Annotated in this window: 12 protein-coding genes and 2 tRNA genes; 11 read left to right on the top strand and 3 right to left on the bottom strand. The window is 65.3% G+C overall.

The genetic code is table 11. The features are described from left to right. The first annotated feature begins 1,427 nt into the window (after positions 1-1,427). The 7 genes from ITX31_RS15660 (at position 1,428) to ITX31_RS15630 (ending at position 6,170) form a co-directional block, all read left to right on the top strand. A complete protein-coding gene (locus ITX31_RS15660) occupies positions 1,428-2,126 on the top strand; it encodes a DUF1648 domain-containing protein (RefSeq protein ID WP_194784270.1) in 699 nt (232 codons plus the stop codon). Positions 2,127-2,166: 40 nt separating this feature from the next. After that, entirely contained in the window at positions 2,167-2,940 is a 774-nt protein-coding gene (locus tag ITX31_RS15655; RefSeq protein ID WP_194784269.1) for a fumarylacetoacetate hydrolase family protein, read from the top strand. Between the two features lie 4 nt (positions 2,941-2,944). After that, on the top strand, positions 2,945-3,538 hold the full coding sequence (locus ITX31_RS15650) for a hypothetical protein (RefSeq protein ID WP_194784268.1): 594 nt from the start codon (positions 2,945-2,947) through the stop codon (positions 3,536-3,538). Between the two features lie 33 nt (positions 3,539-3,571). Next, positions 3,572-5,092, top strand: coding sequence for a glutamate--tRNA ligase (gene gltX / locus ITX31_RS15645; protein ID WP_194784267.1), 1,521 nt, complete (start codon positions 3,572-3,574; stop codon positions 5,090-5,092). An 8-nt stretch (positions 5,093-5,100) separates the two neighbouring features. Next, positions 5,101-5,871, top strand: a complete 771-nt coding sequence (locus ITX31_RS15640; RefSeq protein ID WP_194784266.1) for an HAD family hydrolase — start codon at positions 5,101-5,103, stop codon at positions 5,869-5,871. Positions 5,872-5,936: 65 nt separating this feature from the next. Beyond that, positions 5,937-6,008, top strand: a tRNA-Gln gene (locus ITX31_RS15635). Positions 6,009-6,097: 89 nt separating this feature from the next. Further along, positions 6,098-6,170, top strand: a tRNA-Glu gene (locus ITX31_RS15630). A gap of 52 nt (positions 6,171-6,222) precedes the next feature. Here ITX31_RS15630 and ITX31_RS15625 read toward each other — a convergent pair. Beyond that, complete coding sequence (locus ITX31_RS15625; protein ID WP_194784265.1) at positions 6,223-6,762, bottom strand: DUF1697 domain-containing protein; 540 nt, start codon at positions 6,760-6,762, stop codon at positions 6,223-6,225. 80 nt (positions 6,763-6,842) lie between these two features. Here ITX31_RS15625 and ITX31_RS15620 point away from each other — a divergent pair, with 80 nt between their 5' ends. After that, positions 6,843-7,850, top strand: a complete 1,008-nt coding sequence (locus ITX31_RS15620; RefSeq protein ID WP_194784264.1) for a thiamine-phosphate kinase — start codon at positions 6,843-6,845, stop codon at positions 7,848-7,850. Between the two features lie 21 nt (positions 7,851-7,871). On the opposite strand, the gene ITX31_RS15615 is transcribed toward ITX31_RS15620, so the two are convergent. Together ITX31_RS15615 and ITX31_RS15610 are read right to left on the bottom strand one after the other, a co-directional pair. Further along, entirely contained in the window at positions 7,872-8,294 is a 423-nt protein-coding gene (locus ITX31_RS15615; protein ID WP_194784263.1) for a potassium channel family protein, read from the bottom strand. 45 nt (positions 8,295-8,339) lie between these two features. Then, on the bottom strand, positions 8,340-9,059 hold the full coding sequence (locus ITX31_RS15610) for an IclR family transcriptional regulator (protein WP_194784262.1): 720 nt from the start codon (positions 9,057-9,059) through the stop codon (positions 8,340-8,342). A 144-nt stretch (positions 9,060-9,203) separates the two neighbouring features. On the opposite strand from ITX31_RS15610, the gene leuC reads away from it, so the two are divergent. The 3 genes from leuC (at position 9,204) to murA (ending at position 12,823) form a co-directional block, all read left to right on the top strand. Continuing rightward, positions 9,204-10,667 carry a 3-isopropylmalate dehydratase large subunit gene (gene leuC, locus ITX31_RS15605; protein ID WP_194784261.1) on the top strand — a complete coding sequence of 488 codons (1,464 nt, stop codon included), beginning with the start codon at positions 9,204-9,206 and terminating at the stop codon, positions 10,665-10,667. A gap of 9 nt (positions 10,668-10,676) precedes the next feature. Further along, the gene (gene leuD / locus ITX31_RS15600) at positions 10,677-11,276 is read left to right on the top strand and encodes a 3-isopropylmalate dehydratase small subunit (RefSeq protein ID WP_194784260.1); all 600 of its coding nucleotides are present in this window, start codon (positions 10,677-10,679) and stop codon (positions 11,274-11,276) included. Between the two features lie 221 nt (positions 11,277-11,497). Beyond that, positions 11,498-12,823, top strand: coding sequence for a UDP-N-acetylglucosamine 1-carboxyvinyltransferase (gene murA / locus ITX31_RS15595; RefSeq protein ID WP_194784259.1), 1,326 nt, complete (start codon positions 11,498-11,500; stop codon positions 12,821-12,823). Positions 12,824-12,825 lie beyond the last annotated feature (2 nt).

Genomic DNA, 12,825 nt, shown 5'->3' with positions numbered 1-12,825 from the left:
ACCACACCTGGCAACAACCGCCACCACGGTTGGGAACCATCGCAGGGGAGTGCCTCACGGGCCACCTCCGCCACGACGGCTGGGAAGCACGGTTGGCGGACAGCCCCGAGGGCATCAGACGCCACGACGACTGGGAAGCACGGTAGGTGTCCCCGATATGAGGACTCGTTCCAGGCCGCCGCTCCCCGCCCAGAGGCAGCCGCCTGGACCCGGTCTCCCACCGCCTGTGACATCTGTTCACCCCCGGGACCACACCTGGCAACAACCGTCACGACGGCAGGGAACCATCCCCCGGGGAATGCCTCACGGGCCACCTCCATCACAACGGATGGGAAGCGCGGATGGTGCAGTGCCTTACAGGTGTCAAAGCCACGAAGGCTGGGAAGCACGGTAGGTGTCCCCGATATGAGGCCTCGTTCCAGCCACCGCGCCCCGCCCAGGGCGGCGGCCCCGCCCGGCAACCGTCCCGGATCCTTTCTCCTTCCTCCCCAAGTCCGGCACGCCCGCGCTTCCCATCCTTTGTGAAACTTGCTGCTAGCGAGGCCACATGCGGCAACACCTGTCACCACGGGTGGGAACCATCACAGGGGAGTGCCTCATGGACCACAACCGTCACGACGGCTGGGAGCCATGGATGGTGCGGAGTCCCATGGGCAACAGCCGCCACGACGGGCGGGAAGCACGGATGGAGGAGGGTCCCATGCGCATCAACCGCAACGACGGCTGGGAAGCACTGTCGCCGGCCCGGCCACGAGGACCTGTTTCGGACCGCCGCACCCCGCACGGAGGACGTCTCCCGCCCCGGACTCCCACACCCTGTGACATCCGTTCACCCCCGGGACCACACCCGGCAACATCCGCCACTACGGTTGGGAACCATCCCCCGGGGAATGTCTCATGGGCCACCTCCGCCACGACGGCTGGGAACCACGGATACCGGAGAATCCCATGGGCCACCTCCGTCACAATGCTGGGAAGCACGGTTGGCGGAGAGTCCCGTGGGCAACAGCCGCCACGACGGCTGGGAAGCACGGTTGGTGGAGAGTCTATGGGCAAGAGCCGCCACAACGGGTGGGAAGCACTGTCGCCGTCCCCGTCACGAGGCCTCGGTCCCGGCCGCCGCCCCCGCCCAGAGGGGCCGCCCGCCCCGGGTTCCCACCGCCTGTGACATCTGTTCACCCCCTGGACCACACCAGGCAACAACCGTCACGACGGCTGGGAAGCACGGTTGGTGGAGAGTCTCATGGGCCACGTCCGTCACGACGGCTGGGAAGCACGGTTGTCGGAGAACCCCAGAGGCAACAGCCGCCACGACGGCTGGGAACCCACGCGGTAACCACGGCGGAGCAGCCCGTTGCTAGGGTTCACGGATGGGGAATGACAGTCACGCAGTTACTACGGCACACCCAAGGCGGCTGCTGCCGTGGGTGCCACATTGGATTGCAGCACTGCTCGTGGCCTCGTTCTACGTCTACGGTGCGTCGGCTTACGGCTCCCTGCCGGATACGGTACCTACCCATTGGGGTTTGGACGGCACGCCGGACAGCTGGGAATCGAAGTCCTTCGGATCTGTGTTCCTGCCGCTAAACGTCGCCGCAGGCATGTGCGTGTTGCTGGCACTGGTTTCAGCAGCAGCACCGGCCATGACACCCCGGGAATCACAGACCAGTCGATGGGAAGGGTGCCTCCGGGAAGGGAATACCCGCGGGACAATCCCGGCGGTGGGTATATGTTCACTCGCGCTAACCGGCGTCATAGGTGCCCTTACCGTAACCGGTTGGCGGACCCCCGGCTCCGTTGCGGCCTGGCCGGTACTCACCCTTCTGCCGCTGACGCTCGTGGCGCCCATGGTCAGCTACGCATATGAAATCCGCAATGCCAGGCGGTCCGCAGCAGCCCGGGACATCCACCCCACCGCGGAGGAAGCAGCCGAAGAATCACTGTGGTTCGCAGGCATCCTCTACAACGACTCTTCTGATCCCAGGGTGCTCGTCTCCAAACGGCGGGGAAACGGCATGGGAATCACCGTGAACGTCGGGAACCGTGCCGGGCGTGCCGCCGTCGTAATCTTCCTGCTCCTGTTCACGGGCCTGCCACTGGCCGCAGGGTTGGCCGCCGGCCTCTGAACGAAGCGGGAGACGCCGATTCTCGACTAGGCTTGAACGCATGCGTATCGCTCGGTTTATCCAGGACACTGACCCTGCCTTCGGCGTCGTCGACGGCGAAGAAGGCCACGAAGAAATTGCCGTGATCAAGGGGGACCCCTTCTTCTCCGGCGTGCAGCTCACCGGTGAACGGCACAAGCTGGAGGACGTCCGCCTGCTTGCTCCGATCATTCCGCGCAGCAAGGTAGTGGGCATCGGCAAGAACTACGCCGACCACGCCGCTGAAATGGGCGGCGAGGTTCCGCCGGCACCGCTGATGTTCTTCAAGCCGAACACCTCCGTCATCGGGCCGAATGATCCCGTTGTGCTGCCGTCCTTCTCCGAGGAAGTTTCCTACGAGGCCGAGCTCGCCGTAGTTATCGGCCGGATCTGCAAGGATGTTCCCCTGGAACGCGTGGACGAAGTGATCTTCGGCTACACCTGCGCCAACGACCTGACCGCCCGTGACGCGCAGCGCACCGACAACCAGTGGGCCCGCGCCAAGGGCTTCGACACCTCCTGCCCCATTGGCCCGTGGATCGAAACAGACCTGGACACGGACAACCTGTCCATTCAGGCCTACCTCGACGGTGACCTGGTACAGGACGGCAACACCTCCGACATGATCTGGGGCGTCCGGGAACTCGTTTCCTACGTGTCCCAGGCCTTCACGCTCCTGCCCGGCGACATCATCCTGACCGGCACGCCAGCCGGTGTTGGACAGATCACCGAGGGGCAGCGGATCGAAATCCAGGTTGAGGGCATCGGAACCCTCGCCAACATCGTCCGCGGCTAGCAAAGTGGCCGGGGGATCACGGACCGCGACTGACTGGAACCTGCTTCCGGGGGTGCTCTGGAGCGCCGTGTTCCTCCTTGCCGCGCTGAGCAGTGGAATTACGACGGCGGCAGCTTGGGCCTGGGGGCTGGGTACCGTGCTGCTCCTGCTGGTTTTCCCCTGGGCGCTGGTACGCACGCTGGACCGGTCCGGTGACCTGCGCACCTCGATTGCCCGCGCTCCGGTAGCACCGGTCATCCTGGGCGCGGGGGCCCTGTGCTTTATGCTGCTCCGGCTGATCCTCTGGCTGGATGGGCCGCGGGTGCTGGCCGCCGCGGTCTTCTCAATGCTGGCCTCCTACGCGGCCGTGCTGGTCCTGAACCGGGCAGTGAAGCTGGACTGGAGCGCCGTCAGTACCGGTGCCGCCGCCGTCGTTCTTCCTTTTGTGCTGGCCGGAATGACGGGCGGGCCGGTCTTGGCCGCCGGTGCAGCGGTGCTTCTGGCGGTCCTGCTGGCACTTCGCTTCCGCAGCGGCTGGCAGCTTCCCCTGGTATCAGCGGCCGCTGGTGCGGTGGTTGGCGGAGGGCTATTTGTGCTGCTTGCGAGTCTGGACACCTAGGGGTTTGGCGGCAGCGACTAAACTGGAGGAATCATGACTACTGAGCCTTCTTCCTTCGCTGATCTTCCCACCGTCGACGACAACACTCCGGTGCGGGTCCGCTTCTGTCCGTCTCCAACCGGTACGCCCCATGTGGGCCTGATCCGCACCGCCCTGTTCAACTGGGCCTACGCGAAGCACACCGGCGGCAAGATGATCTTCCGCATCGAGGACACCGATTCGGCGCGTGACAGCGAAGAGAGCTTCCTGCAGCTCCTCGACGCGCTCGACTGGTTGGGTATCACCTGGGACGAAGGCGTTAACGTGGGCGGCCCGCACGAGCCGTACCGCCAGTCCCAGCGCGGCGAAATCTACCAGGAGGTCATCGGCAAGCTGAAGGAAGCCGGGCACCTGTATGAGTCCTACTCCACCCCGGAAGAAATCGAAGCCAGGCACCGCGCCGCCGGGCGTGACATCAAGCTCGGGTATGACAACTTTGACCGGGACCTGACCGATGAGCAGATTGCGGCGTTCAAGGCCGAGGGCCGCGAGCCGGTGCTCCGCGTGCGGATGCCTGACGAGGACATCACCTTCAATGACCTGGTCCGCGGCGAAATCACCTTCAAGGCTGGGAGCGTCCCCGACTTCGTAGTGGTCCGTGCCAACGGCGCTCCGCTCTACACGCTGGTCAACCCGGTGGACGACGCTCTCATGGGCATTACCCACGTCCTTCGGGGCGAGGATCTGCTTTCCTCCACACCGCGCCAGATCGCGCTGTACCGCGCACTGATCGACGTCGGAGTGGCGCAGTACATGCCGCTCTTCGGCCACCTGCCCTACGTCATGGGCGGCGGTAACAAGAAGCTCTCCAAGCGCGATCCCGAGTCCAGCCTGTTCCTGCACCGCGAACGCGGTTTCATTCCCGAGGGCCTGCTGAACTACCTGTCCCTGCTCGGCTGGTCGCTCTCCGCCGACGAGGACATTTTCACCGTGAAGCAGCTCGTGGAGCACTTCGACATCCACGACGTACTGTCCAACCCGGCACGCTTTGACATCAAGAAGGCCGAGGCCATCAACGGCACCCACGTGCGGATGCTGGATGCCGCCGACTTCCGCAACCGCTTGGTGCCCTACCTGCAGCATGCCGGCCTGCTGGGGGAGCAGCTGACCGAACGCGAAGAGGAAATCCTCACCGAGGCTGCGCCGCTGGTCCAGGAACGCATCACCCTTCTGGGCGAGGCCCCGGACATGCTCGGCTTCCTGTTCAAGTCCGACGACGCGATCGATGTTGCCGACGACGCCCGTAAGGGACTGCCGGCCAACCTCACCGAAGTGCTGGACGCTACGCTGGCCGCCCTCGAACCGGTGGAGGAGTGGACAGCGGAGAACATCCAGGCCGCGCTGCGCCGGGCCCTGGTTGAAGACCTCGGTATCAAGCCCCGCCTGGCCTTCGGCCCGGTCCGAACCGCGGTGTCCGGACGCCGGATCTCCCCGCCGCTCTTCGAATCCATGGTGATCCTGGGCAAGGATTCATCCCTCGCCCGGATTCGTGCCTTCCGGGCCGCAGAGGCCTAGGCAGATCCATGAGTGAACGGCGGAGCGGCAGGCCCACGGGTGTGCTCTTTGATATCGATGAGACCCTCGTGGACCTCCGCACCGCCATGGGTATCACGCTGCGGGAAATCAGCGCGAAGGACCTGGCGCACTTCACCGAAGAGGACTGGGCCGCATACCAGCACCTCTACGCGGCTGATCCGCAGGGCTACTACGACAAGTACCTGGCCGGGGAACTCAGCTTCACCCGCCAGCGCCTGCTGCGGGTAGCGCACGCCCAGGCAGCTCACGGCCTGCCGGCGTTCGACGAGGACGCCGAAGGAGCGTGGAATACGGCCTATGACCGGATACTGCCGCAGCACTTTCAGGCGTTCGACGACGTCGTGCCCGTCCTGGACGAACTGGACGCGCTGGGGATTCCCTACGGCGCCGTCAGCAACAACGTGCACGGTTACCAGCGGGCCAAGCTTGACGCCGCCGGGCTGGAACGCATCCAGGTTCTGGTGGGCATCGATGCAGTTGATGCCGCCAAACCGGATCCGGCGATCTTCCTGGAAGGTGTACGCCTGCTGGGGACGGATCCTGCGCAGACGCTTTATGTGGGGGACAACCCGGTGGTGGACGGCCTCGGGGCGTTGAACGCCGGCCTGCAGTCGCTGTGGGTTGAACGCAGCGGCAACGAGCAGCTGCGGTCCGCCTATCCTGGCCTGCCGGTGGCGGGGCACTTGTTCCCGGTGACAGCCATGGTGTCCGGGGAGGAGCCGGGCCCGTTTTGTACTACGCCCGGAACCCGTGTATAGTAATAACTCGTGCTGAGGGGTTGAAGCCGGATCTTGAAGGTCTGGAACGGCCCGGACAAGCACATTGGGATATGGTGTAATTGGCAACACAACGGTTTCTGGTACCGTCATTCTAGGTTCGAGTCCTGGTATCCCAGCGCTTATCAAATAAGGCATTTCGCCGGATTTGAGAAACAAACAATGAGTATGAAATACTCATTGAGCTCACGTAGCAGGTGAAGCAAACGGCCCCATCGTATAGCGGCCTAGTACGTCGCCCTCTCACGGCGGTAACGCGGGTTCGAATCCCGCTGGGGTCACAGATCAAGGTCCCGGACAGAAATGTCCGGGACCTTTTCTTTTAAGCGCCCACTATTCCGCAGCCGCTATTTTCTGCAAGGTGCGCAAATTCCTTGTCGTGGTGGCAGATTTATAGCGCGGTTTCGCCGTGGCCTTGGCGAGGGGTGACTCTAGGGTGGAACCCTTGTCCGCTGTCCAGGCCACAGCCTCGGGACCCAGCCGGACCTGCTCGGCGCCCGCGGTTTCCGCCAGCACCATCAGCTCGTCCAGCATGTGCGGATCCGATGAGAACGTGACGTAGGCGTGGACCTCCGGATTGTCAGCGGCGTACGGAACCGCGGCGGCAAGTTCTGCCACCCGCGGCACGGTCAGCACAAGAACCCATGCCTCGTAGCCGAAGGCACGGCGCAGTGCTTCTTCTATGCGCACCTTGAGGTCGGCGGGGTCGCAGCCGGCCGTGACGACGGCGTTCCCGCTGGCCAGCAGCGTGCGCACGCGTCCGAGCCCGAGGCCTTCCAGCACTTCGCGCAGATCCGCCATTTTCACGGTGACACCGCCAACGTTCACGCCCCGAAGGAGGATCGCGTACCGGCAGTCCGGTGGTTCGTTCATGGGCCGAGGTTACCCGGCTGTGTCCTGCCGTGCAGCATAATGGGACACCGGTACACAGCAGGCGATAGGAAGCAGTTCCCGTGGAAGATTTCCCCCAAACAGTTGCAGGGCTCGGCGAAGGGGAACTGTTGTCCCGGATCTTCCCCCGGTTGGGCGGTCCGCGCATGCCTCTGGGGCCCGGGGACGATGCAGCCGTGGTTGCCGCGCCCGATGGCCGCAGCGTTCTCTCGATCGATACCCTGGTCCAGGACCAGGACTTCCGCCTTCACTGGGCTGGGGGTTACCGCAGCACCGGCTACGACGTCGGCTGGAAGTGCGCGGCGCAGAACCTTTCTGACATTAACGCCATGGGCGCCGTGGCCAGCTCCCTGGTGGTGAGCCTGACCCTGCCGGATGAAACCCCGGTTTCCTGGGTGGAGGGGCTCGCGGACGGGCTCTCGGCAGCCCTTCGTGCCCTGGGTGCGGAGGACTGCGCCGTTGCGGGGGGTGACCTGGGACGGGGAGACCAGCTTGTGGTCACGGCAGCGGTCACCGGAGACCTCCAGGGACGGGACCCGGTACGTCGGTCAGGCGCGGTCCCCGGGGACGTACTGGCCCTCTGCGGCGCGCTGGGGCAGGCAGCCGCCGGACTGGCACTGTTGGATAGCTCTGCGCCGTACACGGACCTGGGCGGCCGGGAACGTGCCCTGACGGCGGCGCAGTCCCGGCCGTGCCCGCCGCTGGCGTCCGGTCCGGCGGCAGCCGCCGCGGGAGCACACGCCATGATGGATGTTTCGGACGGGCTGGTGCGCGACGCGGGCCGCCTCGGCAAAGCCTCCGGTGTCCGCATCGACCTTGACCCCGAGATCCTGCGGGCGGAAGCTGAATCGCTGGCCGACACTGCGGCAAGACTAGGAGCCAATCCGCTGTCCTGGGTCCTGGGCGGGGGAGAAGACCATGGCCTGCTGGCCGCCTTCGGACCGGAGCAGGACCTTCCACACGGATTCCGGATAGTGGGCACAGTGCTGGCGCCAAAGGAAGGCGTGAGCGGAGTTACCGTGGGCGGTGCAGAGCCCGCCGTTCTGGGATGGGACCACTTCGGCGGCTGAGGCTGCGCGTCATCGAGGGGATTAGTCGAGCAGATGCCTCTCCTGCACCCGGCGGGACAGTTCGGTGAGCTGGTCCCTGCTCAGCTCCGGGAGGTGTTCCAGCTCCCTCACGAGGGACTGCAGGGTGCCGCGGGTCCGTGCCTTGATGAGCTGGTTGTAAAAGCCGACAATCACGCCGGTGGTCAGGGCAACCACCAGAATGCCGTACAGCGCAACCACCACTGTGATCAGGCGCCCCACCAATGTCACGGCCACGAAATCTCCGTATCCAATGGTGGTAAAGGAGGCGAAGAGATACCAGAGCGCGTCGCCGAGACGGGGGATTCCAGGCTCGAACAGCGGCAGCACCACGGAGGCACCGACGTAGACAGCCAGGAAACCATAGAACACGACGTCGGCACCCGTGACACGGATGATTTGCCAGAGCATGCGTAATCGTTTCATGCCCTCTCCTTTGGCCCGGGACTTCCAGAGTAGGCCGACGGCGGGTCAGTCGGTATTGGTGCGCAGCGCTTCGGTGAGCTGGGCCGCGGCTTTGGAAACGACTTCGGCGTGAATGCGTCCGGGCTGCCGGGTCAGGCGCTCTATGGGACCGGAGATGGAGACGGCGGCAATTACCCGTCCGGAGGGGCCGCGGACCGGGGCGGACACTGAAGCTACCCCGGGTTCACGTTCGCCGAGGCTCTGGGCCCAGCCGCGCCGGCGCACACCGGCCAGCACCGTGGGGGTGAAGCGGGCATTCTGCAGGCCTTCAAGCAGCCGGTCGTGGTCTTCCCACGCCAGCAGCACCTGGGCTGCGGAGCCGGCCTTCATGGACAGCTGGGTGCCCACCGGGATGGTGTCCCGCAGGCCGATGGGCCGCTCCGCAGAGGCCACGCAGACGCGCCATTCACCCTGGCGGCGGAAAACCTGGGCGCTTTCCCCGGTGGCATCGCGCAGGGCCAGCAGCACCGGTCCCGCGGAAGCAATCAGCCGGTCCTCGCCGGCGGCGGACGCCAGCTCCACGAGGCGGCTGCCCAGGATGAACCGGCCTTGGATATCCCGTCCCACGAGGCGGTGGTGCATCAGGGCCAGTGCCAGGCGGTGCACGGTGGGACGTGCCAGTCCGGTGGCGGCCACGAGCTGCGCCAGGGTGGTGGGTCCGGCTTCCAGTGCGTCAAGCACCATTGCCGCTTTATCGATAACGCCCACGCCGCTTGAGTTGTCCATAAGATGATATTGCCGTCTCAATATCTGAGATGCAAGCCGAAAAACTGGCAGGGTCGCGGGGGATGCTGGTTGTCTTAAACCATCAGGATTCCGCAGAGGCCGGCAGTACCGCCGGAAACTGCGCCGGGCGAGGAGCAGATGATGATGGCAGAGCACTCAGCGGGCAGAACGCTCGCCGAAAAGGTGTGGGACGAACACGTAGTTTCAAAGGGCACCGACGGCGCGCCGGACCTGCTCTACATTGACCTGCACCTCGTCCACGAGGTCACCTCCCCGCAGGCCTTCGAGGGCCTGCGCCTGGCCGGCCGGAAACTCCGCCGTCCCGATCTCACCATCGCCACGGAAGACCACAACACGCCCACCCTGGCCATCGACAAGCCCATCGCGGACCCGGTCAGCCGCACCCAGATCGAAACCCTGCGCGCCAACTGCGCGGAGTTCGGCGTCCGGCTGCACCCGCTGGGTGACGCCGAACAGGGCATTGTGCACGTGGTCGGTCCGCAGCTGGGCCTGACCCAGCCCGGGCTGACTGTTGTCTGCGGCGACTCCCACACCTCCACCCACGGTGCCTTCGGAGCGCTGGCCATGGGCATCGGCACCTCCGAGGTGGAGCATGTCATGGCCACCCAGACGCTGTCGCTGAAGCCGTTCAAGACCATGGCCATCAATGTTGAGGGCACCTTGAAGCCGGGCGTGACGTCCAAGGACATCATCCTGGCGGTCATCGCCAAGATTGGCACCGGCGGCGGCCAGGGCTATGTCCTCGAATACCGCGGTTCGGCCATCCGCTCGCTGTCCATGGAAGCGCGCATGACCATCTGCAACATGTCCATTGAAGCCGGCGCCCGGGCCGGCATGGTGGCCCCGGATGAAACGACGTTTGCCTACCTCAAGGGCAAGCCGCACGCACCGCAGGGCGCTGACTGGGATGCCGCCGTCGAGCACTGGAAGTCCCTGGTCACCGACGAGGACGCCGTGTTCGACGAAGAGGTGTTCCTGGACGCCGACGAGCTGGAACCGTTCGTCACCTGGGGCACCAACCCCGGCCAGGGCGTTTCCCTCTCCCAGGCAGTGCCCTCACCGGAGGACTTTGCCGACGAAAACGCCAAGGCAGCAGCGGAGCGCGCCCTCGAGTATATGGACCTGCAGGCCGGGACGCCCATGAAGGACATCCGGGTGGACACCGTGTTCCTGGGATCCTGCACCAACAGCCGCATCGAGGACCTGCGCATTGCCGCGGACATCATCCGCGGCCGGCAGAAGGATCCGAATATCCGCATGATGGTGGTCCCGGGCTCTGCGCGGGTCCGGCTGGAGGCGGAGGCGGAGGGCCTGGACCGGGTCTTCAAGGACTTCGGCGCCGAGTGGCGTTTCGCCGGGTGCTCGATGTGCCTGGGCATGAACCCGGACCAGCTGGAGCCGGGGGAGCGCTGCGCCTCCACCTCCAACCGCAACTTCGAAGGCCGCCAGGGCAAGGGCGGGCGCACGCACCTGGTCTCGCCCGTCGTCGCCGCAGCCACCGCCGTGCGCGGTACGCTCAGCTCGCCGTCGGACCTTGACCCACTGCCCGGCGCAGCCGCCGGTTCCACCGCCACCGCCGCCGCCTAGGAGAACACCATGGAAAAGATCACCACCCACACCGGAATCGGCGTTCCGCTGCGGCAAAGCAACGTGGATACGGACCAGATCATCCCGGCCGTCTACCTCAAGCGCATCACCCGGACCGGGTTCGAAGACGCACTGTTTGCCGGCTGGCGCAAGAGCCCGGAATTCATCCTGAACCAGGAGCCCTACAGGTCCGGCTCCGTGCTGGTGGCCGGACCCGACTTCGGTACCGGGTCCTCCCGCGAGCATGCCGTCTGGGCGCTGAAGGACTACGGCTTCCGGGCCGTCCTCTCCTCCCGGTTTGCGGACATCTTCCGCGGCAACTCCGGCAAGCAGGGCCTGGTGGCAGCCCAGGTTGCGCAGGATGACATTGAGCTCATCTGGAAGGTGCTGGAAGAGTCCCCGGGCACCGAAGTGACCGTGGACCTCGAGGGCCGGACCGTGATTTGCGGCACTGTCACCGCGCCGTTCCAGATTGACGACTACACCCGCTGGCGCCTCCTGGAAGGCCTGGACGACATTGGGCTGACGCTGCGCCACGAACAGGACATCACGGCTTTCGAAGCCCGCCGTCCCGGATTCAAGCCGACGACGCTTCCGGCGCGGAGCTAAGTACCCTCCCGGTTTCTGCCGGGCCGCTCCGCGGCAGTAGGATTGATGGGCCTTCCCGTATAGGGCAGGCCCATTCCTTTTCCGCTCCCGGGGCGGAACTGTGCCTGTTCCGGCACAGTCCCGGCGGCCCCGTTATTTCGGGAAAGGCAGGCTTGCTCCTATGCTTAGGAGGCAGTCTCTATGGCCTCGGGGGCATTTAATAACGAAAGAAACAGGTGTTCATGGCTAGCGTTCTCACCATCCGTGGTGGTGTACCCCTCACTGGCAAAGTACCGGTCCGCGGAGCGAAGAACCTGGTTCCCAAAGCCATGGTGGCGGCACTGCTGGGCAACTCGCCGTCGCTGCTGCGCAACGTCCCGGAGATTAAGGACGTGGACGTTGTCACGTCCCTGCTGAGGCTCCATGGCGTGGAGGTCACCAAGGACCCCGTAACCGGGGACCTGCTGATGGATCCGAAGAACGCAAAGACCGCCGCGTCCCGGGACATTGACGCCCATGCGGGGGACTCCCGCATTCCGATCCTGCTCTGCGGACCGCTGATGCACAGCATCGGCGAAGCGTTCATCCCGGACCTGGGCGGCTGCAAGATCGGCGACCGGCCCATTGACTACCACCTGCAGATGCTGCGGAATTTCGGCGCCCTCGTGGAGAAGCGTCCCGGAGGCATCTCCATTTCCGCTCCGAAGGGGCTCAGGGGCGCCAAGCTCGAGCTGCCGTACCCCTCCGTGGGGGCCACCGAGCAGGTTCTGCTCACGGCAGTCCGTGCCGAGGGCATTACCGAACTGAGCGGCGCCGCCGTCGAACCTGAAATCCTGGACCTGATCGCCGTGCTCCAAAAGATGGGCGCGATCATCACCGTCCAGACGGACCGCGTGATCCGCATTGAGGGCGTACCGGTACTCACCGGATACAACCACCGGGCACTGCCGGACCGCAACGAGGCAGCCTCCTGGGCGTCAGCCGCACTGGTCACCAAGGGCGACATCTATGTAGAAGGCGCCGACCAGCAGGACCTCACGGCCTTCCTGAACATTTACCGCAAGATCGGCGGCGCTTTCGACGTCGACGACGACGGCATCCGCTTCTACCACCCGGGTGGCAAGCTCAACCCGCTGGTCCTCGAAACGGACGTGCATCCCGGCTTCATGACCGACTGGCAGCAGCCCGTGGTGGTGGCACTGAGTCAGGCCGAGGGAGTGTCGATCGTGCACGAGACCGTGTACGAGAACCGCTTCGGCTTCACCGATGCGCTCATCCGGATGGGTGCGAACATCCAGGTGCACCGCGAGTGCCTGGGCAGCATCCCCTGCCGGTTCGGGCAGCGGAACTTCCTGCATTCGGCCGTGATCTCCGGACCCGTGAAGCTCAAGGGCGCAGAGATCGACATTCCGGACCTCCGCGGAGGATTCAGCCACCTGATCGCTGCCCTGGCAGCCGAAGGCACCTCCCGCGTCACCGGCGTCGAACTCATCAACCGCGGCTACGAACACTTCCTGGACAAACTCGAAGGCCTGGGCGCCGACTTCGACGTCACGGACGGGAAGTAAGC

This window comes from Arthrobacter gandavensis (assembly GCF_015355785.1).
In the GTDB taxonomy this organism is placed as follows: Bacteria; Actinomycetota; Actinomycetes; order Actinomycetales; family Micrococcaceae; genus Arthrobacter_B; species Arthrobacter_B gandavensis_A.
Note: the sequence above shows the minus strand (reverse complement) of the source record. Positions and strands in the feature narration are given on the sequence as shown.